This window comes from Pseudomonas sp. SK2 (assembly GCF_016772395.1).
In the GTDB taxonomy this organism is placed as follows: domain Bacteria; phylum Pseudomonadota; class Gammaproteobacteria; order Pseudomonadales; family Pseudomonadaceae; genus Aquipseudomonas; species Aquipseudomonas taiwanensis.
The window spans coordinates 4,076,004-4,097,715 of record NZ_CP061944.1; the positions used below are offsets into that span (position 1 = coordinate 4,076,004).

Sequence of the window (21,712 nt, forward strand, 5' to 3'; positions counted from 1 at the left end):
TGGCCATGCAGCATACGGTCTCACCTATCGGCATCGTCCACTCCTGCTTCAAGGAAAAGTTCGCCATCCCCCGTCAGCCTCGCTTGGCACCCGCCGCGCGGGGCGTGCTGGAGTTGTTGCCGCCGTTCGACCAGGGCGAGGCGGTAGCTGGCCTGGAACAGGTCAGCCATGTGTGGCTGCTGTTTCTGTTTCACCAAGCGCTGGAGGACAAGCCCCGCCTAAAGGTGCGCCCGCCGCGTCTGGGCGGTAACAAAAGCGTGGGGGTATTTGCCACCCGCGCCACCCACCGGCCCAATGGCATCGGCCAGTCGGTGGTTCGCCTGGAAGCCGTGGAGCCTGGGCGTCTGCTGTTGTCGGGGATCGACCTGCTCGACGGCACACCGGTGCTGGATATCAAGCCCTATGTACCGTATGCCGACAGCATTGCCGAAGCCCACAACCACATGGCTGGCGACGCGCCAGAAGCCATTGCCGTGCAATGGTCCGACAACGCCTTGCTGCAGGCCCGGAATCACGCCTTGCGCTTGGGTGAGCCGCTGATCGAGCTGATCGAACAGTGCCTGGGCCAAGACCCACGGCCGGCCTATCAGGTACCGCCGCCGGAGCGGATTTACGGGGTGAAGTTCTGGGATGTGCAGGTCAGGTGGCAGTATCCGCAGCCGGATAGGATTCGGGTGCTGGAGGTCGTACCTGATCAGGCCCAGTGACCTGCTTGCCGTGCACCTGTAGCAGGCTTGCCGACGATAGGGCCGATAATGTCAGCACAAAAACCTCAGGTATAAAAAAACGCAGGCCAAGGCCTGCGTTTTTGCGTTCCAGCGTCCGCCTTACTTCTCGACGAATGCACGCTCGATCAGGTAGTCACCCGGCTCACGCATACGCGGGGAGATCTTCAGGCCGAAGCTGTCCAGGACCTCGCTGGTCTCGTCGAGCATGCTTGGGCTGCCGCAGATCATGGCGCGGTCGTCCTGCGGGTTGATCGGTGGCAGACCGATGTCGCTGAACAGCTTGCCGCTGCGCATAAGGTCGGTCAGGCGGCCCTGGTTCTCGAACGGCTCACGGGTAACGGTCGGGTAGTAGATCAGCTTGTCACGGACCGCTTCACCGAAGAACTCGTTCTGCGGCAGGTGCTCGGTGATGAACTCGCGGTAGGCCACTTCGTTCACGTAACGCACGCCATGGACCAGGATGACCTTCTCGAAGCGCTCGTAGGTTTCCGGGTCCTGGATGACGCTCATGAACGGCGCCAGACCAGTGCCGGTGCTCAGCAGGTACAGGTGCTTGCCTGGGTTCAGGTCGTCGAGTACCAGGGTGCCGGTGGGCTTCTTGCTGATGATGATCTCGTCGCCTTCCTTCAGGTGCTGCAGCTGGGAGGTCAACGGACCATCCGGCACCTTGATGCTGAAGAACTCCAAGTGCTCTTCCCAGTTCGGCGAAGCGATGGAATAGGCGCGCATGAGCGGACGGCCATTGTCCTGTTGCAGGCCGATCATCACGAACTGACCGTTCTCGAAGCGCAGGCCCGGGTCACGGGTGCACTTGAAGCTGAACAGGGTGTCGTTCCAGTGGTGCACACTGAGGACACGTTCGTGGTTCATGTTGCTCATTTATGGGGCTCCTGAAGAAAGACGCAGCGCGTAAAACGCGCAGTTGCGCGATAGTTTAGGGGCAGCGACAATATCTGTTAACTGAATTATCAAGATATGTGTTATCGGTTATATAGATATGCGATTCACACTCCGTCAGCTGCAGGTCTTCGTCGCCGTCGCTCAGCACCAAAGCGTGTCGCGCGCTGCCAGCGTGCTTGCGCTGTCGCAATCGGCGGCCAGCACCTCGATCACTGAACTGGAGCGTCAATCCAGCTGCCAGCTGTTCGACCGGGCCGGCAAGCGCCTGAGCCTCAATGCCCTGGGGCACCAGCTCTTGCCCCAGGCCGTCGCCCTGCTCGACCAGGCCAAGGAAATCGAAGACCTGCTCAACGGCAAGTCCGGTTTCGGCTCACTGGCTGTTGGCGCTACGCTCACCATCGGCAACTACCTGGCGACCCTGCTGATCGGCAGCTTCATGCAGGTGCACCCCGAGAGCCAGGTGAAGCTGCATGTGCAGAACACTGCGCATATCGTGCAACAGGTTGCCCACTACGAGATTGACCTGGGTCTAATCGAAGGCGACTGCAATCACCCAGACCTGGAGGTTCAACCTTGGGTCGAGGATGAACTGGTGGTGTTCTGTGCCCCGCAGCATCCGCTGGCCAAACTCGGCCGGGCGGACGTCCAGACGCTCTCCCAGGAAGCCTGGATCCTGCGCGAACAAGGCTCAGGCACTCGCCTGACGTTCGACCAGGCCATGCGCCACCACCGCGCCAACTTGAACATTCGCCTTGAGCTGGAGCACACCGAAGCGATCAAGCGCGCCGTGGAATCGGGGCTGGGTATCGGCTGTATCTCACGCCTGGCGTTGCGCGATGCTTTCCGGCGCGGCAGCCTGGTACCGGTGGAAACCCCCGAGCTCGACCTGATGCGCCAGTTCTACTTCATCTGGCACAAACAGAAATACCAGACCTCGGCCATGCGCGAGTTTCTCGAACTGTGCCGCAACTTCACCGCAGGCTTCACTCGCAGCGACGAAATCGTGCTGCCGCCGATCGCTTAAAGCAGAATCACACCCCAGACCAGCGCCACCATGGTCAGCGCTACCAACTGCGCAGCACTGCCCATGTCCTTGGCGTTCTTCGACAAAGGATGGCGCTCCAGCGAGATGCGGTCGATCGCTGCCTCCACCGCCGAGTTGAACAACTCGACGATCAGGCCCAGCAGGCAGACCGCGATCATGATCGCCCGCTCCGCGCGACTGACGGGAAGCCAGAAGGCGGTCGGAATCAGCAGGACGTTGAGCAGCACCAGTTGGCGAAACGCCGCCTCGCCCTTGAAAGCCGTGCGCAGGCCATCGAGGGAGTAGCCGGCGGCATTGACGATACGTTTGAGGCCTGTCTGGCCTTTGAATGGCGACATAGGTGTGACTTCACCGTTAAAAGGCCGGCAGACTAGACCAGCGCAAGTCAAAAAAGCGTGAAGCAGCAAACCGTCAACTGGCCGCAACTGATTCCAGTTGTTGCAGCAGCAAGGCAGCCTGGGTGCGAGTACGCACGCCCAGTTTACGGAAGATCGCCGTGACATGGGCCTTGATGGTCGCTTCGGACACATTCAGTTCGTAGGCAATCTGCTTGTTCAGCAACCCTTCACAGACCATGGTCAACACCCGGAACTGCTGCGGCGTCAGGCTGGCCAAACCTTCACTGGCCGCCTTGGCCTCGGCGGAAACGTCGACCTTCTCGAAGGCCTGGGGCGGCCACCAGACATCGCCGTCGAGCACTTTCCTCACGGCATCCTGGATCACTTCCAGCCCGCTGGACTTGGGAATGAAACCGCTGGCGCCAAATTCGCGGGACTTGACCACAACAGCCGCCTCTTCCTGGGCCGAGACCATCACCACTGGAATTTGCGGATACTGGCCGCGCAGCAGCACCAGACCGGAGAAACCGTAAGCACCTGGCATGTTCAGGTCGAGCAGGACCAGGTCCCAGTCGGCCTTTTCGCCGAGGCGGGTTTCCAGTTCCGCGATGCTCGCCACTTCGACCAGGCGTACGTCCGGGCCCAGGCCCAGGGTTACCGCCTGGCGCAATGCGCTGCGAAACAGCGGGTGGTCATCGGCAATCAGGATTTCGTATGTGGCCATCGATCTATGGATCCTGTTCTGTGCCAGGCGCATGCGGGGGAAGGGAGCGCCCGGCGGGGAATCGGCGCCAAGGATGCCGAGCACGGTTGGGGGCGGTCAAGCCGATCACCCTGCCGCCTCGCCCACCCTGGCTGCCAGCTCCGTCATTATGAACCATCGGGGTGTTGTTGCCCCTTGGACTATAGGAAGGTATGCAAACGTTGATGAATGTCATCCTGCTCATTCAGCGGCAGGCGACGCTTGCCACTCAAGTAGTGCAGGCTGAACACATCCAGGTAGGCATCCAGCGCCTGCGAGGCCCGGCTGTCACCGGCCAGGTCCAGGCACATGGCCGCGACTTCCGCAGTGCAGAAATGATCATCGCGCTTGGAACGGCGCAGGCGGTAACGCGACATCTGCTCGGCTTGCAAGCTCAGCACCGGGAAACGATCAAGATAGGGACTCTTGCGAAACATCTTGCGTGCTTCGGTCCAGGTCGCATCGAGCAGAATGAACAGTGGGCGCTTGCCCGGTTCCCGTACGACCTGGCTGACCACGCGCTCCTGGGCAACGAATTCGCCAGGAAACACGATGTAGGGCTGCCATTGCGGATCCTCGAGCAATGCCAACAAGCGCTCATCCACCGAGGTGCGCAACCAGCCGAAGGCAGCGGTGTCCTCGATCAGGTCAGCGATCAACCAACCGGTATTGGTCGGCTTCAGTGGCTCGGTATCGTGCATCAGCAGGCAGACACCGGAATCCGCCTGGACTCGGGGCTTCCAGGCGCACAGGCAATGAGTGGCGATCACCCGGCAGTCGGGGCAACGTTCGGCACGCGACCCACGGGCAATGAAGGGTTTGTTGCTGCGCGCCAGGCGCTCGGCACGCAGGCGCGCGACCGCATGGTTCATGCGGGCAGGCCTTGGGAGAGGTTGGAAAGGGTCACTGCGATGACTCGGCGAATACAAAACGCCAGTCTACCAGAGCGGTTGCCATTTGCCGTGCAGGCGTGCCGGTCGCTCCCTTATAATCGGCCTTTGGGTGCCCCACTGTTATCCGCCATGACGCGGATGGGCAGGGAACGCCAACTGCCGGCGCAGGTCAAAGCGCCAGTCATCGAACCAGGAGAGATTCATGCTGCGTCTTATCGTCCCGACCTTGAGCCTGTTGCTCACCCTGCCCCTGGCTGCCCAGGCGGCGTCCAAGCAGGAGTTCGAGCTGAACAAGCTGCTGCAGAAGGTCGCCAAGGAAAGCAGCGTCGGCACCCCACGCGCCATCAACGAAGACATCCTCGACCAGGGTTACACCGTCGAAGGCAAAGCCCTGATCAACCACTTGAGCGTGCGTGCCAGCCACGCTGCACGCATGCAGGAAAACCCGGCACAGGTGCGCAGCCAGCTGGGCGACAGCGTGTGCCGCAACAGCGGTTACCGCAATTTGATGTCCAAAGGCGCGGTGATGGTCTATCGCTTCACGGTCTACAAGACCAATCAGCCGGTGATGGACCAAGCGTTCGACGCCGCCAGCTGCACTGCCGGCAACAAGAAGAAGTAATCAGAGCACCTGCTCGTTCCGCGCGCGCTGCGGCTCATCCTCGGCGCGCATCTCGGCCAGCAGCGCCTGCAGGTAGCGTGACTGGCACTCCAATGTCGCCAGCCTGCGACGGCACTCGGTCTCCAGGCTTACGTGGTGATCATGCGCCGCACTTTCCAGTTGTTGGTAGAGCTGGGAGTCCACCTCGATGACCAAGCGATGCATACCGCCACCTCCTGCATCGACACGATTCGCTTTCCCAGTTAACCAAACCCGCACCGCCATGGGCCATGTGCCGACGAGCGGCGACTTCGCTCCCTGCGGCACGATCATGCGCAAGGGTCTAGATTGATAGCGAGGATCCTGAAATCAAAGAAGATGGATTGATTGCCACTGCATCAGGGCCTTGAAGGCCTACTGCAATGCTCGGTATGCACACTCGAGCCACAGCAGCCAGCGACACACGCAGTGTCGCGGCCGAGCCACTCCATCGGCCCGGTCAGGGGTTTTGCTGCAGAAGGAGACGTTGAATGCCTTACCAACCGAATGAGCTTTTGTTCAACCACTTCAGGGACAGCGGCATCGACCTGAACAAGATCGACGAACAACTGCAACTGGTCGCTCCCGACAGCCCCAACCTGCCCTTGTATCGCGACATGATGTTGACCGTTTTGCGTATGGCCCACGATGACACCGATCGCTGGAGCGCCAAGATCACCCTGCAAGCACTGCGCGAACTGGATCACTCGTTCCGTACGCTCCAACGCTACAAGGGCCGCAGAAAGGTAACAGTGTTCGGCTCGGCCCGTACGCCGCTGGAGCACCCAATGTACGCCTTGGCTCGCGAGCTGGGCGCAACGGTGGCGCGCTCCGACATGATGGTCATCACCGGTGCCGGGGGTGGCATCATGGCCGCCGCGCACGAGGGTGCAGGCAGCGAGCACAGCCTGGGCTTCAACATCACCCTGCCGTTCGAGCAACACGCCAATGCCACGGTGGGCGGCACCGACAAGCTACTGCCGTTCCACTTCTTCTTCATTCGAAAACTGTTTTTCGTCAAGGAGGCCGACGCCCTGGTTCTGTGCCCTGGTGGCTTCGGCACGCTGGATGAGGCACTGGAAGTGCTGACCTTGATCCAGACCGGCAAGAGCCCGTTGGTTCCAGTAGTGTTGCTCGACTCACCCGGTGGAAGTTTCTGGCAAGATGCCCTGGACTTCTTCACCCGCCAGTTGGAAGAGAACCGCTACATCTTGCCCAGTGACCTGAAACTGCTTCGCCTCGTGCACTCTGCTGATGAAGCCGTGGAGGAAATCAACCAGTTCTACAGCAACTACCACTCCAGCCGCTGGCTTAAGAACCAGTTCGTGATTCGTATGCATCATCCGCTGAGCGATGCAGCGCTGTATGACATCCAGGAGGGCTTCGCCGACCTGCGCCTGAGCGGCAAGTATCACCAGCAACCCGACAGTGGTGCCGAGCACGAGCTGGGCAAATTCAGCCATTTGACGCGACTGAGCTTTGCCTTCAATGGCCGTGACCAAGGGCGCCTGCGCGAACTGGTTGACTTCATCAATCTGCCGGAAAACTGGGCCAAACCTGAGCCGATGCATACGACTCAGCGGGCCAGGGAGGCCTTGAAGGTGAGCTGAACGCTTTTTTGAGGGGGCATGCCAGCAAGCCGGCGCCTACGATTGCCAGGCCTTTACTCAGTAATCATCGAGGTCACGGCCGCTAAGCAGGCGGCCGATCATCTCCATGGAGAAACCTCGGTAGGCAAGGAATCGGGTCTGCTGGGCACGGCTGCGGGGGTCATGCGGACGCTGCCCGGCGAACTTGCGTTGCCAGACATCCTGTAGTCGCTCTGCCCAGTTCACCTCGCTGTCACGTAGTGCCTGGTCGACGTCATTGCGGTCCAGCCCACGCTGGCCCAATTCCTCACGAATACGTGCGGGGCCATAACCGGAGTTGGAACGGTAGCGGATGAAGCTTTCAAGGTAGCGGGCTTCGCTGAGCAGCCCCTCTTCTGCAAGCCGGTCGAGCTCAGGTTGAATCAGCTCCTCCGGCGCGCCGCGCTGACGCAGCTTGCGCGTCAGCTCGACTCGACCATGCTCGCGGCGTGCAAGCAGGTCCATGGCTGTCCGCCGAACGGCGACGGGGGTGTCGAGTACGGCGGACATAGGGCCAATCAGTAACCGGCGTCGGCGTCGGCCATATCGTCGGCGTCAGCCTCGGCAGCAGCGGCCTTGCCTGCTGCAGCAACAGCACCTGCGTTCAGCAGTTTCTCGCGAATTTGCTTCTCGATCTCAGCGCCAACGGCCGGGTTCTCTTGCAGGAACTTGGCGGCGTTAGCCTTGCCCTGGCCAATCTTGTTGCCCTGGTAGCTGTACCACGCACCGGATTTTTCCACCAGGCCTTGGGAAACACCCAGGTCAATGATTTCACCGTTGCGGTAGATACCCTTGCCGTAAAGAATCTGGAACTCGGCCTGGCGGAACGGAGGAGAGACCTTGTTCTTGACGATCTTGACGCGGGTTTCGCTGCCGACCACTTCGTCGCCTTCCTTGACAGCGCCGGTACGGCGGATGTCCAGACGCACAGAAGCATAGAACTTCAGCGCGTTACCACCGGTGGTGGTTTCAGGGCTACCGAACATCACACCGATCTTCATACGGATCTGGTTGATGAAGATAACCAGGCAGTTGGCGTTCTTGATGTTACCGGTGATCTTACGCAGGGCCTGGGACATCAGGCGGGCTTGCAGGCCCACGTGCATGTCACCCATTTCGCCTTCGATTTCAGCCTTGGGTACCAGGGCTGCAACGGAGTCGACGATGATCACGTCAACGGCATTGGAGCGCACCAGCATGTCGGTGATTTCCAGCGCTTGTTCACCGGTGTCTGGCTGCGAGACCAGGAGGTCGTCGACGTTGACGCCCAGCTTGCCGGCGTACTCAGGGTCGAGGGCGTGTTCGGCGTCGACGAAGGCGCAGGTGGCGCCGTTCTTCTGGGCTTCGGCGATAACCGACAGAGTCAGGGTCGTCTTACCCGACGATTCCGGACCGTAGATTTCGACGATACGACCTTTCGGCAGACCGCCGATGCCAAGGGCGATGTCCAGGCCCAGGGAGCCGGTGGAGATAGCGGGGATGGCCTGACGCTCATGGTCGCCCATGCGCATGACGGCACCTTTGCCGAATTGGCGTTCGATTTGACCCAGGGCCGCAGCCAAGGCGCGCTTCTTGTTGTCGTCCATTGAAATCCTCACGTGATCGACCGGCCCTGATGGCCCGAATAACTGTATAAGTAGCCAGTATTATTCCACAGGGATTCGTTTGAGCAAACCCCTGTCGTCGATTTAAACGCTGCCAAGCTGTAACAAGCCGTCTAACGCGGCGATCACCGTCTGTCGGCGCACCGCTTCGCGGTCACCATCAAAGTGCCTGCGCTCACTGTGCACATGGACGCCATCGGCCCACGCCAGCCATACGGTACCCACCGGTTTGGCCGCCGAACCCCCATCGGGCCCGGCCACGCCGCTGACCGCGACGGCGAAGCGCGCCCCGCTGGCCGCCTGCGCACCCCGAACCATAGCCTCGACCACTTCCTGGCTGACGGCGCCAACCGTGGTGAACAGGGCGGCGGGCACCCCCAGTTGACGCGTCTTCTGGGCATTGGAGTAGGTCACATAGCCCGCCTCGAACCAGCTCGAACTGCCCGGCACCCGGGTAATGGCTTCGGCAATACCGCCGCCGGTACAGGACTCGGCCGTCGTGACCTGCGCGCCTATACGTCGCAGGTGCTCGCCCAGGCGTGTGGAAAGCGTGGTGATGGGATCCATGAAGGGTTCCTCGACAAGACAGACCACAACCCTAGCACCCGCGCGCGCCAAACGGGACCCCACCACTTCGGCTGACATCAGGGCCCGCCTGCATCTCGATGAAAAAGCCTGTACCATTGCCCGTTTCACAATCGCCAACCAGATCACCCGCTGTAAGGCCCTGAATGTCTGATCTTTCCGCACACACACCGATGATGCAGCAGTACTGGAAGCTGAAGAACCAGCACCCGGACCAGCTGATGTTCTACCGCATGGGCGACTTTTACGAGATCTTCTATGAAGATGCGAAAAAAGCCGCGAAACTGCTGGATATCACCCTGACCGCCCGCGGCCAGTCCGCCGGCCAGTCGATCCCCATGTGCGGAATTCCCTTCCATTCGGTAGAGGGCTATCTAGCCAAGCTGGTCAAGCTCGGCGAATCGGTAGTGATCTGCGAGCAGATCGGCGACCCGGCCACCAGCAAGGGCCCGGTCGAGCGCCAGGTGGTGCGCATCATCACCCCCGGCACGGTCAGTGACGAGGCATTGCTCGATGAGCGCCGCGACAACCTGATCGCCGCCCTGCTGGGTGACGAGCGCCTGTTCGGCCTGGCGGTGCTGGACATCACCAGTGGCAACTTCACCGTGCAGGAGATCAAAGGCTGGGAGAACCTGCTTGCCGAGCTCGAACGCATCAACCCAGTGGAGCTGTTGATTCCAGACGACTGGCCCCAGGGCCTGCCGGCAGAGAAGCGACCAGGTGCCCGACGTCGTGCGCCGTGGGACTTCGACCGGGAATCGGCACGCAAGAGCCTGTGCCAGCAGTTCGCGACCAAGGACCTCAAGGGTTTCGGTTGCGACAAACTGACCCTGGCCATCGGTGCCGCCGGCTGCCTGTTGACTTACGCCAAGGAAACCCAGCGCACCACCCTGCCCCACCTGCGTAGCCTGCGCCACGAACGCATGGACGACACGGTGATCCTCGACGGCGCCAGCCGCCGTAACCTGGAGCTGGACATCAACCTGGCGGGTGGCCGTGACAATACCCTGCAATCGGTAATCGATCGCTGCCAGACCGCCATGGCCAGCCGCCTGCTGACCCGCTGGCTGAACCGGCCGCTGCGCGACCTCAAGGTGCTGCAGGCGCGCCAGGATTCGATCCGTTGCCTGCTCGACGGCTATCGTTTCGAAAAACTCCAGCCGCAGTTGAAGGAAATTGGCGATATCGAGCGGATCCTCGCCCGTATTGGTCTGCGTAATGCCCGCCCCCGCGACCTGGCACGTCTTCGCGATGCCCTCGGCGCCCTGCCGGAACTGCAGAACGCCATGGCCGAGCTGGAGGCGCCGCATCTGGCGCGCCTGGCGGCCATTACCGGTACCTATCCGGAGCTGGCCAGCCTGCTGGAACGTGCGATCATCGACAACCCGCCGGCGGTGATCCGCGACGGCGGCGTGCTCAAAGCCGGCTATGACAACGAGCTGGACGAGCTGCTGGCGATGAGCGAGAACGCCGGCCAGTTCCTCATCGACCTGGAAGCCCGCGAGAAAGCACGCACCGGCCTTGCCAACCTGAAGGTCGGCTACAACCGCGTGCATGGCTATTACATCGAGTTGCCGACCAAGCAGGCCGAACAAGCGCCGGGCGATTACATCCGGCGCCAGACCCTAAAGGGTGCCGAGCGCTTCATCACCCCGGAACTCAAGGCCTTCGAGGACAAGGCGCTGTCGGCCAAGAGCCGCGCCCTGGCCCGCGAGAAGATGCTCTACGACGCCCTGCTGGAAACGCTGATCGGCCATCTTGCTCCACTGCAGGACAGCGCCGCGGCGCTGGCCGAACTGGATGTGCTGAGCAACCTCGCCGAACGTGCGCTGAACCTAGATCTCAACTGCCCAAGCTTCGTCGACGAGCCTTGCCTGCGCATCGAACAGGGCCGTCACCCAGTGGTCGAGCAGGTACTGACCACGCCGTTCGTGGCCAATGACCTGAGCCTGGACAACAGCACTCGCATGCTGATCATCACCGGCCCGAACATGGGTGGTAAATCCACCTACATGCGCCAGACCGCGCTAATCGTGCTGATGGCACACATCGGCAGTTTCGTGCCAGCGACGCGTTGCGAGTTGTCGCTTGTCGATCGTATTTTCACCCGTATCGGCTCCAGCGATGACCTGGCGGGTGGCCGGTCGACCTTCATGGTCGAGATGAGCGAAACGGCCAACATCCTGCACAACGCCACCGACCGCAGCCTGGTGCTGATGGACGAGGTCGGCCGTGGCACCAGCACCTTCGACGGACTGTCGCTGGCCTGGGCTGCTGCCGAGCGCCTGGCTCAACTGCGCGCCTACACCCTGTTCGCCACGCACTACTTCGAATTGACCGTACTGCCGGAAAGCGAACCGCTGGTGGCCAACGTGCACCTGAACGCGACCGAGCACAACGAACGCATCGTCTTCCTGCACCACGTGTTGCCAGGCCCCGCCAGCCAGAGCTACGGTCTGGCCGTAGCGCAACTGGCCGGCGTACCTGGCCCGGTCATCCAGCGCGCCCGCGAACACCTCGGGCGCCTGGAAACCGCCAGCCTGCCGCACGAGCCACCGGTGGTGAATAAAGCCAAGGACGAGCCGCACGTGCCCCACCAAAGCGATCTATTCGCCAGCCTGCCACACCCGGCCATCGAGAAGCTGGGCAAGCTGGATCTGGACGAGATGACCCCTCGCCAAGCTATCGAAACGCTATATCAACTAAAGAACCTGTTATAACGGCGCCCACTACAAGCTGGTAGAATCCGCCGCGGTTTGCTGGCGCTGCAGGTTATTAGCCTGGCCTGCAGCCAACCACCCGCAAACCGCGCGGCCCCGAGAGGAAGGGCCGCCGCCGTCGCCTGAGGAGAGAACTAGAAATGACCTTCGTCGTCACCGACAACTGCATCAAATGCAAATACACCGACTGCGTGGAAGTCTGTCCGGTGGACTGCTTCTACGAAGGCCCGAACTTCCTGGTCATTCACCCGGACGAGTGCATCGACTGCGCCCTGTGTGAACCAGAGTGCCCGGCACAAGCAATCTTCTCGGAAGACGAGGTTCCAGCGGGCATGGAGAACTTCATCGAGCTGAACGCCGAGCTGGCAGAGATCTGGCCTAACATCACCGAGCGTAAGGACGCCCTGCCGGACGCTGAAGAGTGGGATGGCAAAACCGGCAAGATCGCCGACTTGGAGCGTTGATCGCGACCAGCAACGAAAAAGGCCCGAAAGGGCCTTTTTTCATGTTCAGCGGGCAAAAAAAGGGGCGGTTTGACCCGCCCACATTTTTTCCGTAGTCCCTGCTTGTCCCAAACATCGTCCTGATGAAATCGCGTCTTGCGATGTCCTTGGCTTTCATCCTGAAAGCCTGTGCATGTCCGTGTGCACAGTTCGAATACTAGCGACTTGCGCCAAGCAGGCAACTGCGAGACCTCACAAGATGTTGCAGGGGACACACTTCCTCACAACCAAATAAGCTATATTTTTCAAATAGTTAGAAAAAGTCTTGTGCTGCAACGGAAGAATTTTTACTGGAACTTCCGTAGAAAGCTTACAAAACAAGTAAGCAAAGGCTTACACACGATGCTACAGGGGTAGCGCTTTACATAGTGGCGCTGGGGCTTCGCGGCCCGGCAATCGGTGCTGAGCCGGCTCCTGCTGGGCCGCAGCTGGCCAGCGGTATGCTGCACGCCGATGAAGCAAACAAAAACGCCCCGAGGTCATCGGGGCGTTTTGCATTGCAGCCTTGGTTACTGGAACAACGACTCGCTGGACAGGCCGTTCTTCTCGAGGATCTCGCGCAGCCGCTTGAGCCCCTCCACCTGAATCTGACGCACCCGCTCGCGGGTCAGGCCAATCTCCAGGCCAACATCCTCCAGCGTACTGCTCTCATGGCCACGCAGACCAAAGCGGCGCACCACCACCTCACGCTGCTTGTCAGTCAGCTCGCCCAGCCACTGGTCGATACTCTGCGACAGGTCGTCGTCTTGCAGCAGCTCGCACGGATCGGTTGGCCGATCGTCGGTGAGGGTATCGAGCAGCGTCTTGTCCGAATCCGGGCCCAGGGAAACATCCACCGACGAAACCCGTTCGTTGAGACCAAGCATGCGCTTGACCTCGGTGACGGGCTTCTCGAGCAGGGTGGCGATCTCTTCAGGCGACGGTTCATGATCAAGCTTCTGGGTCAGTTCCCGCGCGGCACGCAGGTAGACGTTCAGCTCCTTGACCACGTGGATCGGCAGGCGAATGGTGCGGGTCTGGTTCATGATTGCCCGCTCAATGGTCTGGCGAATCCACCAGGTCGCATAGGTCGAGAAGCGGAAACCGCGTTCCGGGTCGAACTTCTCGACCGCGCGGATCAGCCCCAGGTTGCCCTCCTCGATCAGGTCGAGCAACGACAATCCGCGATTTACATAACGACGCGCGATTTTCACAACCAGGCGCAGGTTGCTTTCGATCATGCGTTTACGGCCAGCGGGATCGCCCTTTTGCGACAAGCGCGCAAAGTGCACTTCCTCTTCCGGCGACAGCAGAGGCGAGAATCCAATCTCGTTGAGATACAGCTGGGTGGCATCGAGCGCCCGGCTGTAATCGATATACTTGTGTTGCTTGAGCGTAGAGCCTGACTTGGCCCTCGTCCGAACCGAAGGTACAGCAGGTTCGTCTGACACCACATCCGTTTCCAAAACGATACCCGTCTCCATCAGGAGGACGTCATCGTCGATGTCAAACTCCGGCGCTTCTTTATTGAGAGCCATTGTTATAGTCCTTTGCTGAGTTCGAACTCAGACTCAAGCGGCACCTGTTTCCCTGGCAGCGCTGGAGCCTGTCCCCTCTACATCATAGGAACAGGCCGGGTACAACGATCAACGGCGTGGCAGGAATTGGAGCGGATCGACGGGTTTGCCCTGGCGGCGAATCTCGAAATGCAGCTTCACCCGATCAGTGCCCGTGGACCCCATTTCAGCAATCGACTGCCCTGCCTTGACCTGCTGCCCCTCCCGAACCAAAAGCCTGCGGTTATGGCCGTAGGCACTGACGTAGGTATCACTGTGCTTGATGATGATCAGCTCGCCGTAGCCCCTCAAGCCACTGCCGGCGTAGACCACCGAACCATCAGCTGCAGCAAAAACAGGCTGTCCCAAATCACCGGCGATATCAATGCCTTTATTCAAACTACCGTTTGAAGCGAATTTTCCAATCAGGACGCCGTTCGCCGGCCAGGTCCAACCACCCACGGCACGCTCGGCGGCAGGCACGGTAGTGACCACCGGTGCCGGGGTCGCCGGCGTCGAAGTCGCCGGTTTGCGATTGCTGGCGGGCGTCGTGACCGTGCTGGTGACCGGGCGGCGGGTGACCGTTGTCCTGCTCGAAGACGATGGGCTGGAGACCACGGTGGTAGTGCTGCTGGAACCGCTGCTGAAACGTATCGCCTGGCCGGGACGAATGGTATAGGGGGCCGAGATGCCGTTGCGCGCCGCCAGCTCCTTGTAGTCCCAGCCGTAGCGGAAGGCGATGGAAAACAGCGTATCGCCGGGCTTGACGATGTACTGACCCGAGGTCACCGCTGGCCGCTTGGGCGCCGTGGTATTACGGTCGACTACCCGCGCGCCGCTCGAGCCGGTGCTGGAGCAGCCGGTCAGCAGGCTGCCCATGGCCAGTGCGATCACCAGAAGCTTCAAACCCGACCGATCCCTGCGCTGCTGAACGACTGTGTGACCCACCCGCGCTCCCCTCATGGTGCCCAAAACGATATGACGATAAGAAATGCAATATTGTTGCAATTATAACTGAGCCCGTCCGCCTTGGGAGAGCTCGGCGCAGCCTGAGAACAACTCGACCGCACCGCAGATAGACAGGGCCTTGCCGCAAGAATTCTGCGTCTGCGCAAATATTCCGTACGGCTCAGGCCAGCGGGCCGTTGAGCAACGGCACGAAGCGCACGGCGCCCAGCACACGCCGGGAGAAACCGTGTTCCTCACGGACGATCAACATCAGTTGCTGCACCTCGCCCGCCGGCCCCACGGGAATCACCATGCGCCCGCCTGGTGCCAGTTGGTCGAGCAGCGCCTGCGGGACCTCAGGTGCCACCGCGGTGACGATGATGCCATTGTAAGGTGCCAAGGCCTGCCAGCCATCGCAGCCATCGCCCCAGCGAAACACCACGTTGCGCAGGTTGAGCTCGACCAGGCGTTCCTTGGCCCGGTCCTGCAGGACCTTGATCCGCTCCACCGAGAAAACCCGTTCGACCAACTGGGCCAGGATCGCCGTCTGGTAACCTGATCCCGTACCAATCTCCAGCACCTTGTCCAACGGGCCGGCTTCGAGCAGCAACTCACTCATGTGGGCCACCATGAACGGCTGGGAGATGGTCTGGTTATGGCCGATTGGCAGCGCGGTGTCTTCATACGCGCGATGGGCCAGGGCCTCGTCGACGAACAGATGGCGCGGCGTGCGACGGATCGCGTCGAGCACCTTGGTGTTCGACACGCCCTCCTCGCACAGACGCTGGATCAGCCGTTCCCGGGTCCGCTGGGAAGTCATGCCGATTCCGCGGCGCAGCAGATCGTCGTGTTCGCGCATCAGAGTACGCCCTCCAGCCAGCCATCGAAGCGCTCGAACGCGTCGTTGAAGGTCCGGTCCAACTGCAGCGGTGTAATCGACACGTAGCCTTGCATCACCGCATGGAAGTCGGTACCCGGCCCGCCATCCTCGGCATCGCCGGCCACGGCAATCCAGTAGCCCTCCTTGCCACGTGGGTTGACCACTTTGGTGGGCGCCGCCGCACGCGCCCGATGCCCGAGCCGGGTGAGCTGGATACCCCGGATATGCTCCAGTGGCAGGTTGGGGATATTGATGTTGAGCACGGTCCGAGGCGGCAGGTCGAGTCGCGATTGTGCCTCCACCAGGCGGCGTGCGATGTAGGCCGCCGCCGGCAGGTTGTCGGTCTGGCGCGACAATAGCGAGAACGCCAGCGACGCTCCGCCGAGGAAGCGGCCCTCGAGGGCGGCGGCAACGGTGCCGGAGTAGAGCACATCGTCACCCAGGTTAGCGCCCAGGTTGATGCCGGAAACGACCATGTCGGGCATTTCCGGCAGCAACCCATTCAACCCCAGATGCACGCAGTCGGTCGGCGTGCCATTGAGGCTGATGAAGCCGTTGGCCAGGGTATGCGGGTGCAAAGGCCGGTCGAGCGTCAGCGAACTGCTGGCGCCGCTCTTGTCTTGTTCCGGGGCGATCACCACACACTCGGCGTAGTCCGCCAGCGCAGCATGCAGCGCGGCAATCCCGGGGGCGGTAACACCGTCATCGTTCGAAATCAGAATACGCATGGGCTGTCCGTCTGCCCTGCCGGCACCAGATCGACGAGTTCGCGCACCACCACGGTGGCGAAGCATCCGGCCGGAAGGACGAATTCCAGTTGCAGGATATCAGGCTCGGGATAATGCCACGACAAGCTGCCAATAGGGAGCCGCAGGATGCGTCGTTCGTGACTCATTCCCGCGTGGGCCAGCCATTGGCAAAGCGCCTGGTGCTGCTCACCGACAGCCGACTCCAGCTCGAAGGGCGCCCCGGCTGCCGGTGACGGACCCTCTCCCCACATCGGGCCGGTGGGATGCAAGTCCAGAATCGCCAGGCGTGGATCGGAACATTCCGACTCGCCCGCCGGAAAGAAACTGCGGCTGTCAGTGAACGCCAACAAATCGCCAACCAGCGCGTGCTGCCAGCTTCCATCGGCAACCCGAGCCGCCAACACCTGGTTGAACACATAGCTGCGCGCCGCTGACAGCAGCCGCGAACGTACATTGCGTTGTTCCGGTAGCGCCTTGCGCTGTGCCCAGTCCCGGGCGTCATGCACGTTGCCGCCACCATGGGCGAAACGCTGCGTGCCGAAGTAGTTGGGCACCCCCTGCTGCTTGAGCAGTTCCAGCCGAGCATCCAGCGCCTGGTGGTCTGCCGCCAGCGCAGTCAGACGCAGGGTAAAGCCGTTGGCGGAATGAGCGCCTCGTTGCAGTTTGCGCTGGTGGCGCACCTGCTTGAGTACACGCAGGGTGTCGTCTTCGGCGCGGGACAGGTCCGGGTCGGCCTTGCCCGGCAGGTGCAGGCTGAACCACTGGCGGGTCAGGGCCTGGCGGTCCTTCAGACCGGCGTAGCTGATGGCGCGGACCGGCACACCAGCTGCACGTGCCAGGCGACGAGCAGCCTCCTCGGTATTGAGGTCACGCTTTTCAACCCACAGCCACAGGTGCTCGCCCTGGCCGGACAGCGGAATGTCCAGCACTTCGTCCACCTGGAAATCGTCGGCCACCGCCTTGAGCACCGCGGTGCCCAAGGATTGGCCCGATGCACGCGGGCCGAGCAGGTCGTGTTCGGTCATGCTGGCAGCAACAGGGCAACCGCATGCACGGCGATACCCTCCTCGCGGCCGGTGAAGCCGAGTTTTTCGGTGGTGGTCGCCTTGACGTTGACCTGGTCGAGTTCGACGTGCAGGTCCTCGGCGATCAGCTGGCGCATGGTTTCGATGTGTGGGGCCATCTTCGGCGCCTGGGCAACGATGGTGGCGTCGACGTTGCCGACTTTCCAGCCCTTGGCCAGAACGATGCCGACCACGTGACGCAGCAGGACACGGCTGTCCGCGCCCTTGAACTGCGGGTCGGTATCGGGGAAATGCTTGCCGATGTCTCCCAGCGCGGCGGCGCCGAGCAAAGCATCGCTCAGTGCGTGCAGCAGCACGTCACCGTCGGAGTGGGCCAGCAGGCCGTATTTGTGGGGGATACGCACCCCGCCCAGGGTAATGAAATCACCGTCGCAGAAACGGTGCACATCGTAGCCGTGGCCAATACGCATAGAAAAACGCCCTGATAAAGTCAGGGCGTGATTCTACCTGCTTTGTGGGCGCTTGGGCTGGCTATTGCCGACACCAAGCACCACCGCTACGCCCGCCCCAGCGCTAGCGCGTGATGGCGCAGGTGCTCATCGATGAAGCTGGCGATGAAGTAGTAGCTATGGTCATACCCAGGCTGCAGACGCAGGGTCAGCTCATGCCCCCCCTTGCGCGCTGCCTGCTCCAGTGCTTCTGGCTTGAGCTGCTTCTCGAGGAAGTCATCGCGGTCGCCCTGATCGACCAGCAACGGCGGGCATTTGCCGGAAGGCGTCTCAGCCAGCAGCACACTGGCATCCCACTCGCGCCAGCGCGCCCGGTCCTCACCCAGGTAACGGCTGAAGGCCTTTTCGCCCCAAGGGCAATCCATTGGATTGCTGATTGGCGAAAACGCCGACACCGAACGGTAGCGCCCTGGGTTGCGCAATGCGCAGACCAAAGCACCGTGCCCGCCCATGGAATGGCCGCTGATGCTGCGCTGGTCGGAAGCTGGGAAATGCGCCTCGATCAGTGCCGGTAGCTCCTCGACCACGTAATCGTGCATACGGTAGTGCTTCGACCAGGGTTGCTGGGTGGCATTGAGGTAGAAGCCAGCACCGAGTCCGAAGTCCCAGGCACCGTCCGGATCGCCGGGCACCTGCTCACCACGCGGACTGGTGTCTGGCGCGACGATGATCAGCCCCAGCTCGGCGGCCAGGCGCTGGGCGCCGGCCTTTTGCATGAAGTTTTCATCGGTGCACGTCAGGCCGCTCAGCCAATAGAGCACCGGTAGCTTCTCGCCCTGTTCGGCCTGCGGCGGCAGGTACACGGCGAATACCATGTCACAGCCCAGCACCTTGGAGTGATGCCGGTAACGCTTGTGCCAGCCGCCGAAGCTCTTCTGGCAGGAGATGTTATCCAGGCTCATGGCTGACCTCAGAAGTGGATCACGCTACGGATGCTCTTGCCTTCATGCATCAGGTCGAAGGCTTTGTTGATGTCTTCCAGGCCCATGGTATGGGTGATGAAGGTATCCAGCGGAATTTCGCCCTTCTCGGACATTTCAACGTAACTTGGCAGCTCGCTGCGACCTCGTACGCCGCCGAAGGCCGAACCGCGCCAGACGCGACCGGTCACCAGCTGGAATGGACGGGTGGAGATTTCCTGGCCAGCGCCGGCCACGCCAATGATGACGGACTCGCCCCAGCCTTTGTGGCAGCACTCCAGGGCCGCACGCATCAGTTGGACGTTACCTACGCACTCGAACGAGAAGTCCACGCCGCCATCAGTGAGATCGACGATCACCTCCTGGATTGGGCGGTCGTAGTCTTTGGGGTTGACACAGTCGGTAGCACCCAGCTGGCGAGCGATCTCGAACTTGGCGGGGTTGATGTCGACGGCGATGATGCGCGAGGCCTTGGCCTTGACCGCGCCAATGATCGCCGACAGGCCGATGCCACCCAGGCCGAAGATGGCCACGGTGTCACCTGGCTTGACCTTGGCGGTGTTGAGCACGGCACCGATACCGGTGGTGACACCGCAGCCCAGCAGGCAGACTTTCTCCAGCGGCGCTTCTTTCTGGATCTTGGCCACGGAAATTTCCGGCAGCACGGTGTACTCGGAGAACGTCGAGGTCCCCATGTAGTGGAACAGTTGCTGGCCTTTGTAGGAGAAGCGAGTGGTGCCATCAGGCATCAAGCCCTTGCCTTGAGTGGCGCGGATGGCCTGGCACAGGTTGGTCTTGCCCGAACGGCAGAATTTGCACTGGCCGCACTCTGGAGTGTACAGCGGAATGACGTGGTCGCCGACAGCTACGGAAGTCACGCCTTCACCAATTGCTTCGACGATTGCACCGCCTTCATGACCGAGAATCGACGGGAAGATACCTTCCGGGTCGGCGCCCGACAGGGTATAGGCATCGGTATGGCAGACGCCGCTGGCGACCACGCGCAGCAGCACTTCGCCCGCCTTGGGCATGGCCACGTCGACTTCGACGATTTCCAGGGGTTTCTTGGCCTCGAAGGCGACGGCGGCACGGGACTTGATCATCAAGGTTCTCCAGACAGAGTGTCGATTCCAGTACTCAGTGTAATTCAGGCACTTTTGATGAATAATCCGAGCGAAGACAAAACATTATTGCCATACAGGGATAATCGATGAGCAGTCGCTGGGAAGGCATCGACGAGTTCGTTGCCGTGGCCGAGTCGGGACAGTTCACTGCTGCGGCGGAGCGGTTAGGGGTATCGTCGTCGCACATCAGCCGGCAGATCGCTCGCCTAGAGGAGCGCCTGCAGACACGCCTGTTGTACCGCAGTACCCGCCGCGTGACGTTGAGCGAGGCAGGCCAGACGTTCCTTCAACACTGCCAGCGTCTGCAAGATGGTCGCGAAGAGGCGTTACGCGCGATGGGCGACTTGGCCAGTGAACCGAAGGGATTGTTGCGCATGACCTGCGCGGTGGCTTACGGCGAGCGTTTCATCGTGCCTCTGGTCACGCGCTTCATGGCGTTGTATCCGCAGTTGCGGGTCGAGGTGGAACTGACCAACCGGACGCTGGACCTGGTGCACGAGGGGATGGACCTGGCGATTCGCCTGGGGCGTCTGCAGGACTCGCGGTTGGTCGCGGCTCGTCTGGCGCCACGGCGCATGTACCTGTGTGCTTCGCCGGCTTACCTTGAGCGTTATGGCCGGCCGCATAGTTTGTCGGAGCTGGCGCGACATAATTGCCTGGTGGGTAGCTCTGATATCTGGGCGCTGCAGCAGGATGGTCGGGAGATCAGTCAGCGTGTGCAGGGGAATTGGCGGTGCAACAGTGGGCAAGCTGTGTTGGATGCTGCGTTGCTGGGGATGGGATTGTGTCAGCTACCGGATTATTACGTGCTGGAGCATCTTAAAAGCGGGGCGTTGGTTTCGCTGTTGGAGTCGCATCAGCCGCCTAATACTGCGGTTTGGGCGCTGTATCCTCAGCAGCGGCATCTTTCGCCTAAAGTCAGGCGGCTTGTGGACTTCTTGAAAGCCGGTCTTTCGCAATTACCGGAATATCGCTGAACACGATTATTCGATAATGCCATCCCACTCGCTGCGTTTGTGTTTGTTTTTGCTTTTGCTTTTGCTTTTGCTTTCTTTTTACGCGATAGACCAAGCGCCGCCAATTGCGACGTCAGGAGGCCGAACGCAGGTCTTGCGGAGGGAGGTGACGGGCATGGATGCCCGTCAAGCGCTGCGGCCCAGGATGGGCCGTTCAGCGCGGTCCTCCCGGGAGCAAGGCCGAAGTGAGGGAACCCCGGAGCGAAGCGTAGGGGCCGGATGATAGGAGCCGACGGTTTTGGTTACTTTGGCCACGACCAAAGTAACCCGCCGGAAGGGCGGAAAGGTGAATAGGTGCCTCCATGGCAAATGGATATTCACGCTATTTGAGTGCCAGCACCAAGCATTCGCTTTGAAGTTTGAAGTTCGAGGTTCGAGGTTCGAGGTTCGAGGTTCGAGGTTTTGGTATTTGGATTTGTGAACATATCCATTTGCCAAGGTGACGCCTAATCACCTTTCCGCTCTTACAGCGGGTCCCTTTTTGTCGTGGCAAAAAGGAACCAAAAACCGTCAGCTCCTATCATCCGGCCCCTACGCTTCGCTTCGGGGTACCCTCACTCCGGCCTTGCTCCCGGGAGGACCGCGCTGAACGGCCCATCCTGGGCCGCAGCGCTTGACGGGCATCCATGCCCGTCACCTCCCTCCGCAAGACCTGCGTTCGGCCTCCTGACGTCGCAATT

At 61.3% G+C, this 21,712-nt stretch carries 23 protein-coding genes; 7 read left to right on the top strand and 16 right to left on the bottom strand.

What is annotated here, in order from left to right; all coding sequences use genetic code 11:
* The first annotated feature begins 5 nt into the window (after positions 1-5).
* Positions 6-707 carry a tRNA (N6-threonylcarbamoyladenosine(37)-N6)-methyltransferase TrmO gene (gene tsaA, locus IF103_RS18315; protein ID WP_023381932.1) on the top strand — a complete coding sequence of 234 codons (702 nt, stop codon included), beginning with the start codon at positions 6-8 and terminating at the stop codon, positions 705-707.
* A 120-nt stretch (positions 708-827) separates the two neighbouring features.
* Here the strand turns inward: tsaA and fpr are convergent, their stop codons facing one another.
* On the bottom strand, positions 828-1,607 hold the full coding sequence (fpr, locus tag IF103_RS18320) for a ferredoxin-NADP reductase (protein WP_023381933.1): 780 nt from the start codon (positions 1,605-1,607) through the stop codon (positions 828-830).
* Positions 1,608-1,725: 118 nt separating this feature from the next.
* On the opposite strand from fpr, the gene finR reads away from it, so the two are divergent.
* A complete protein-coding gene (finR, locus tag IF103_RS18325) occupies positions 1,726-2,652 on the top strand; it encodes a LysR family transcriptional regulator FinR (protein ID WP_023381934.1) in 927 nt (308 codons plus the stop codon).
* On the opposite strand, the gene IF103_RS18330 is transcribed toward finR, so the two are convergent.
* The 3 genes from IF103_RS18330 to IF103_RS18340 all read right to left on the bottom strand — a co-directional run bounded on the left by IF103_RS18330 (position 2,649) and on the right by IF103_RS18340 (position 4,625).
* Positions 2,649-3,011 (bottom strand): diacylglycerol kinase, encoded by a 363-nt coding sequence (locus tag IF103_RS18330; RefSeq protein ID WP_104881353.1) that lies wholly within the window; start codon positions 3,009-3,011, stop codon positions 2,649-2,651. The genes finR and IF103_RS18330 overlap by 4 nt on opposite strands.
* Positions 3,012-3,084: 73 nt before the next feature.
* Positions 3,085-3,735, bottom strand: a complete 651-nt coding sequence (erdR, locus tag IF103_RS18335) for a response regulator transcription factor ErdR (RefSeq protein WP_023381936.1) — start codon at positions 3,733-3,735, stop codon at positions 3,085-3,087.
* Between the two features lie 179 nt (positions 3,736-3,914).
* On the bottom strand, positions 3,915-4,625 hold the full coding sequence (locus IF103_RS18340; protein ID WP_202675549.1) for a tRNA-uridine aminocarboxypropyltransferase: 711 nt from the start codon (positions 4,623-4,625) through the stop codon (positions 3,915-3,917).
* Positions 4,626-4,848: 223 nt separating this feature from the next.
* On the opposite strand from IF103_RS18340, the gene IF103_RS18345 reads away from it, so the two are divergent.
* Positions 4,849-5,268, top strand: a complete 420-nt coding sequence (locus IF103_RS18345; RefSeq protein ID WP_023381938.1) for a quorum-sensing-regulated virulence factor family protein — start codon at positions 4,849-4,851, stop codon at positions 5,266-5,268.
* Here the strand turns inward: IF103_RS18345 and IF103_RS18350 are convergent, their stop codons facing one another.
* Positions 5,269-5,472 carry a hypothetical protein gene (locus tag IF103_RS18350; RefSeq protein ID WP_023381939.1) on the bottom strand — a complete coding sequence of 68 codons (204 nt, stop codon included), beginning with the start codon at positions 5,470-5,472 and terminating at the stop codon, positions 5,269-5,271.
* A gap of 305 nt (positions 5,473-5,777) precedes the next feature.
* Between IF103_RS18350 and IF103_RS18355 the strand changes: the two genes are divergently transcribed.
* Entirely contained in the window at positions 5,778-6,896 is a 1,119-nt protein-coding gene (locus IF103_RS18355) for an LOG family protein (protein WP_023381940.1), read from the top strand.
* 57 nt (positions 6,897-6,953) lie between these two features.
* Here the strand turns inward: IF103_RS18355 and recX are convergent, their stop codons facing one another.
* The 3 genes from recX to IF103_RS18370 all read right to left on the bottom strand — a co-directional run bounded on the left by recX (position 6,954) and on the right by IF103_RS18370 (position 9,085).
* On the bottom strand, positions 6,954-7,424 hold the full coding sequence (recX, locus tag IF103_RS18360; protein WP_023381941.1) for a recombination regulator RecX: 471 nt from the start codon (positions 7,422-7,424) through the stop codon (positions 6,954-6,956).
* An 8-nt stretch (positions 7,425-7,432) separates the two neighbouring features.
* On the bottom strand, positions 7,433-8,500 hold the full coding sequence (recA, locus tag IF103_RS18365) for a recombinase RecA (RefSeq protein ID WP_023381942.1): 1,068 nt from the start codon (positions 8,498-8,500) through the stop codon (positions 7,433-7,435).
* A gap of 102 nt (positions 8,501-8,602) precedes the next feature.
* The gene (locus IF103_RS18370) at positions 8,603-9,085 is read right to left on the bottom strand and encodes a CinA family protein (RefSeq protein WP_023381943.1); all 483 of its coding nucleotides are present in this window, start codon (positions 9,083-9,085) and stop codon (positions 8,603-8,605) included.
* Between the two features lie 164 nt (positions 9,086-9,249).
* Here IF103_RS18370 and mutS point away from each other — a divergent pair, with 164 nt between their 5' ends.
* Positions 9,250-11,823: a DNA mismatch repair protein MutS gene (gene mutS, locus IF103_RS18375; protein WP_027907392.1), complete on the top strand. Its 2,574-nt coding sequence runs from the start codon at positions 9,250-9,252 to the stop codon at positions 11,821-11,823.
* 140 nt (positions 11,824-11,963) lie between these two features.
* A complete protein-coding gene (gene fdxA / locus IF103_RS18380; RefSeq protein ID WP_004375459.1) occupies positions 11,964-12,287 on the top strand; it encodes a ferredoxin FdxA in 324 nt (107 codons plus the stop codon).
* A gap of 548 nt (positions 12,288-12,835) precedes the next feature.
* On the opposite strand, the gene rpoS is transcribed toward fdxA, so the two are convergent.
* The 8 genes from rpoS to IF103_RS18420 all read right to left on the bottom strand — a co-directional run bounded on the left by rpoS (position 12,836) and on the right by IF103_RS18420 (position 19,995).
* The gene (gene rpoS, locus IF103_RS18385; RefSeq protein WP_023381945.1) at positions 12,836-13,843 is read right to left on the bottom strand and encodes an RNA polymerase sigma factor RpoS; all 1,008 of its coding nucleotides are present in this window, start codon (positions 13,841-13,843) and stop codon (positions 12,836-12,838) included.
* A 108-nt stretch (positions 13,844-13,951) separates the two neighbouring features.
* On the bottom strand, positions 13,952-14,809 hold the full coding sequence (locus IF103_RS18390; protein WP_104881352.1) for a peptidoglycan DD-metalloendopeptidase family protein: 858 nt from the start codon (positions 14,807-14,809) through the stop codon (positions 13,952-13,954).
* 181 nt (positions 14,810-14,990) lie between these two features.
* Positions 14,991-15,629, bottom strand: a complete 639-nt coding sequence (locus IF103_RS18395; protein WP_162144446.1) for a protein-L-isoaspartate(D-aspartate) O-methyltransferase — start codon at positions 15,627-15,629, stop codon at positions 14,991-14,993.
* A gap of 38 nt (positions 15,630-15,667) precedes the next feature.
* Positions 15,668-16,417: a 5'/3'-nucleotidase SurE gene (gene surE / locus IF103_RS18400; protein ID WP_202675550.1), complete on the bottom strand. Its 750-nt coding sequence runs from the start codon at positions 16,415-16,417 to the stop codon at positions 15,668-15,670.
* Positions 16,405-17,463 carry a tRNA pseudouridine(13) synthase TruD gene (gene truD, locus IF103_RS18405; RefSeq protein ID WP_202675552.1) on the bottom strand — a complete coding sequence of 353 codons (1,059 nt, stop codon included), beginning with the start codon at positions 17,461-17,463 and terminating at the stop codon, positions 16,405-16,407. The genes surE and truD overlap by 13 nt, the downstream gene beginning before the upstream one ends.
* The gene (ispF, locus tag IF103_RS18410) at positions 17,460-17,933 is read right to left on the bottom strand and encodes a 2-C-methyl-D-erythritol 2,4-cyclodiphosphate synthase (protein ID WP_023381950.1); all 474 of its coding nucleotides are present in this window, start codon (positions 17,931-17,933) and stop codon (positions 17,460-17,462) included. Before ispF ends, truD begins: the two co-directional genes overlap by 4 nt.
* Before the next feature lie 86 nt (positions 17,934-18,019).
* Positions 18,020-18,874, bottom strand: coding sequence for an S-formylglutathione hydrolase (fghA, locus tag IF103_RS18415; RefSeq protein WP_023381951.1), 855 nt, complete (start codon positions 18,872-18,874; stop codon positions 18,020-18,022).
* An 8-nt stretch (positions 18,875-18,882) separates the two neighbouring features.
* Complete coding sequence (locus tag IF103_RS18420) at positions 18,883-19,995, bottom strand: S-(hydroxymethyl)glutathione dehydrogenase/class III alcohol dehydrogenase (RefSeq protein WP_023381952.1); 1,113 nt, start codon at positions 19,993-19,995, stop codon at positions 18,883-18,885.
* A 107-nt stretch (positions 19,996-20,102) separates the two neighbouring features.
* On the opposite strand from IF103_RS18420, the gene IF103_RS18425 reads away from it, so the two are divergent.
* Positions 20,103-20,993, top strand: a complete 891-nt coding sequence (locus IF103_RS18425; RefSeq protein ID WP_023381953.1) for a LysR substrate-binding domain-containing protein — start codon at positions 20,103-20,105, stop codon at positions 20,991-20,993.
* Positions 20,994-21,712: the final 719 nt, after the last annotated feature.

What these genes read in the sequence shown, in the direction of transcription:
- ispF (WP_023381950.1), bottom strand. Translation starts at nt 17,933, where the DNA reads ATGCGTATTGGCCACGGCTACGATGTGCACCGTTTCTGCGACGGTGAT.
- recX (WP_023381941.1), bottom strand. Translation starts at nt 7,424, where the DNA reads ATGTCCGCCGTACTCGACACCCCCGTCGCCGTTCGGCGGACAGCCATG.
- IF103_RS18345 (WP_023381938.1), top strand. Translation starts at nt 4,849, where the DNA reads ATGCTGCGTCTTATCGTCCCGACCTTGAGCCTGTTGCTCACCCTGCCC.
- IF103_RS18355 (WP_023381940.1), top strand. Translation starts at nt 5,778, where the DNA reads ATGCCTTACCAACCGAATGAGCTTTTGTTCAACCACTTCAGGGACAGC.
- recA (WP_023381942.1), bottom strand. Translation starts at nt 8,500, where the DNA reads ATGGACGACAACAAGAAGCGCGCCTTGGCTGCGGCCCTGGGTCAAATC.
- IF103_RS18330 (WP_104881353.1), bottom strand. Translation starts at nt 3,011, where the DNA reads ATGTCGCCATTCAAAGGCCAGACAGGCCTCAAACGTATCGTCAATGCC.
- truD (WP_202675552.1), bottom strand. Translation starts at nt 17,463, where the DNA reads ATGACCGAACACGACCTGCTCGGCCCGCGTGCATCGGGCCAATCCTTG.
- IF103_RS18350 (WP_023381939.1), bottom strand. Translation starts at nt 5,472, where the DNA reads ATGCATCGCTTGGTCATCGAGGTGGACTCCCAGCTCTACCAACAACTG.
- rpoS (WP_023381945.1), bottom strand. Translation starts at nt 13,843, where the DNA reads ATGGCTCTCAATAAAGAAGCGCCGGAGTTTGACATCGACGATGACGTC.
- IF103_RS18420 (WP_023381952.1), bottom strand. Translation starts at nt 19,995, where the DNA reads ATGATCAAGTCCCGTGCCGCCGTCGCCTTCGAGGCCAAGAAACCCCTG.
- erdR (WP_023381936.1), bottom strand. Translation starts at nt 3,735, where the DNA reads ATGGCCACATACGAAATCCTGATTGCCGATGACCACCCGCTGTTTCGC.
- fghA (WP_023381951.1), bottom strand. Translation starts at nt 18,874, where the DNA reads ATGAGCCTGGATAACATCTCCTGCCAGAAGAGCTTCGGCGGCTGGCAC.
- mutS (WP_027907392.1), top strand. Translation starts at nt 9,250, where the DNA reads ATGTCTGATCTTTCCGCACACACACCGATGATGCAGCAGTACTGGAAG.
- finR (WP_023381934.1), top strand. Translation starts at nt 1,726, where the DNA reads ATGCGATTCACACTCCGTCAGCTGCAGGTCTTCGTCGCCGTCGCTCAG.
- surE (WP_202675550.1), bottom strand. Translation starts at nt 16,417, where the DNA reads ATGCGTATTCTGATTTCGAACGATGACGGTGTTACCGCCCCCGGGATT.
- IF103_RS18425 (WP_023381953.1), top strand. Translation starts at nt 20,103, where the DNA reads ATGAGCAGTCGCTGGGAAGGCATCGACGAGTTCGTTGCCGTGGCCGAG.
- IF103_RS18340 (WP_202675549.1), bottom strand. Translation starts at nt 4,625, where the DNA reads ATGAACCATGCGGTCGCGCGCCTGCGTGCCGAGCGCCTGGCGCGCAGC.
- fpr (WP_023381933.1), bottom strand. Translation starts at nt 1,607, where the DNA reads ATGAGCAACATGAACCACGAACGTGTCCTCAGTGTGCACCACTGGAAC.
- IF103_RS18370 (WP_023381943.1), bottom strand. Translation starts at nt 9,085, where the DNA reads ATGGATCCCATCACCACGCTTTCCACACGCCTGGGCGAGCACCTGCGA.
- fdxA (WP_004375459.1), top strand. Translation starts at nt 11,964, where the DNA reads ATGACCTTCGTCGTCACCGACAACTGCATCAAATGCAAATACACCGAC.
- IF103_RS18395 (WP_162144446.1), bottom strand. Translation starts at nt 15,629, where the DNA reads ATGACTTCCCAGCGGACCCGGGAACGGCTGATCCAGCGTCTGTGCGAG.
- tsaA (WP_023381932.1), top strand. Translation starts at nt 6, where the DNA reads ATGCAGCATACGGTCTCACCTATCGGCATCGTCCACTCCTGCTTCAAG.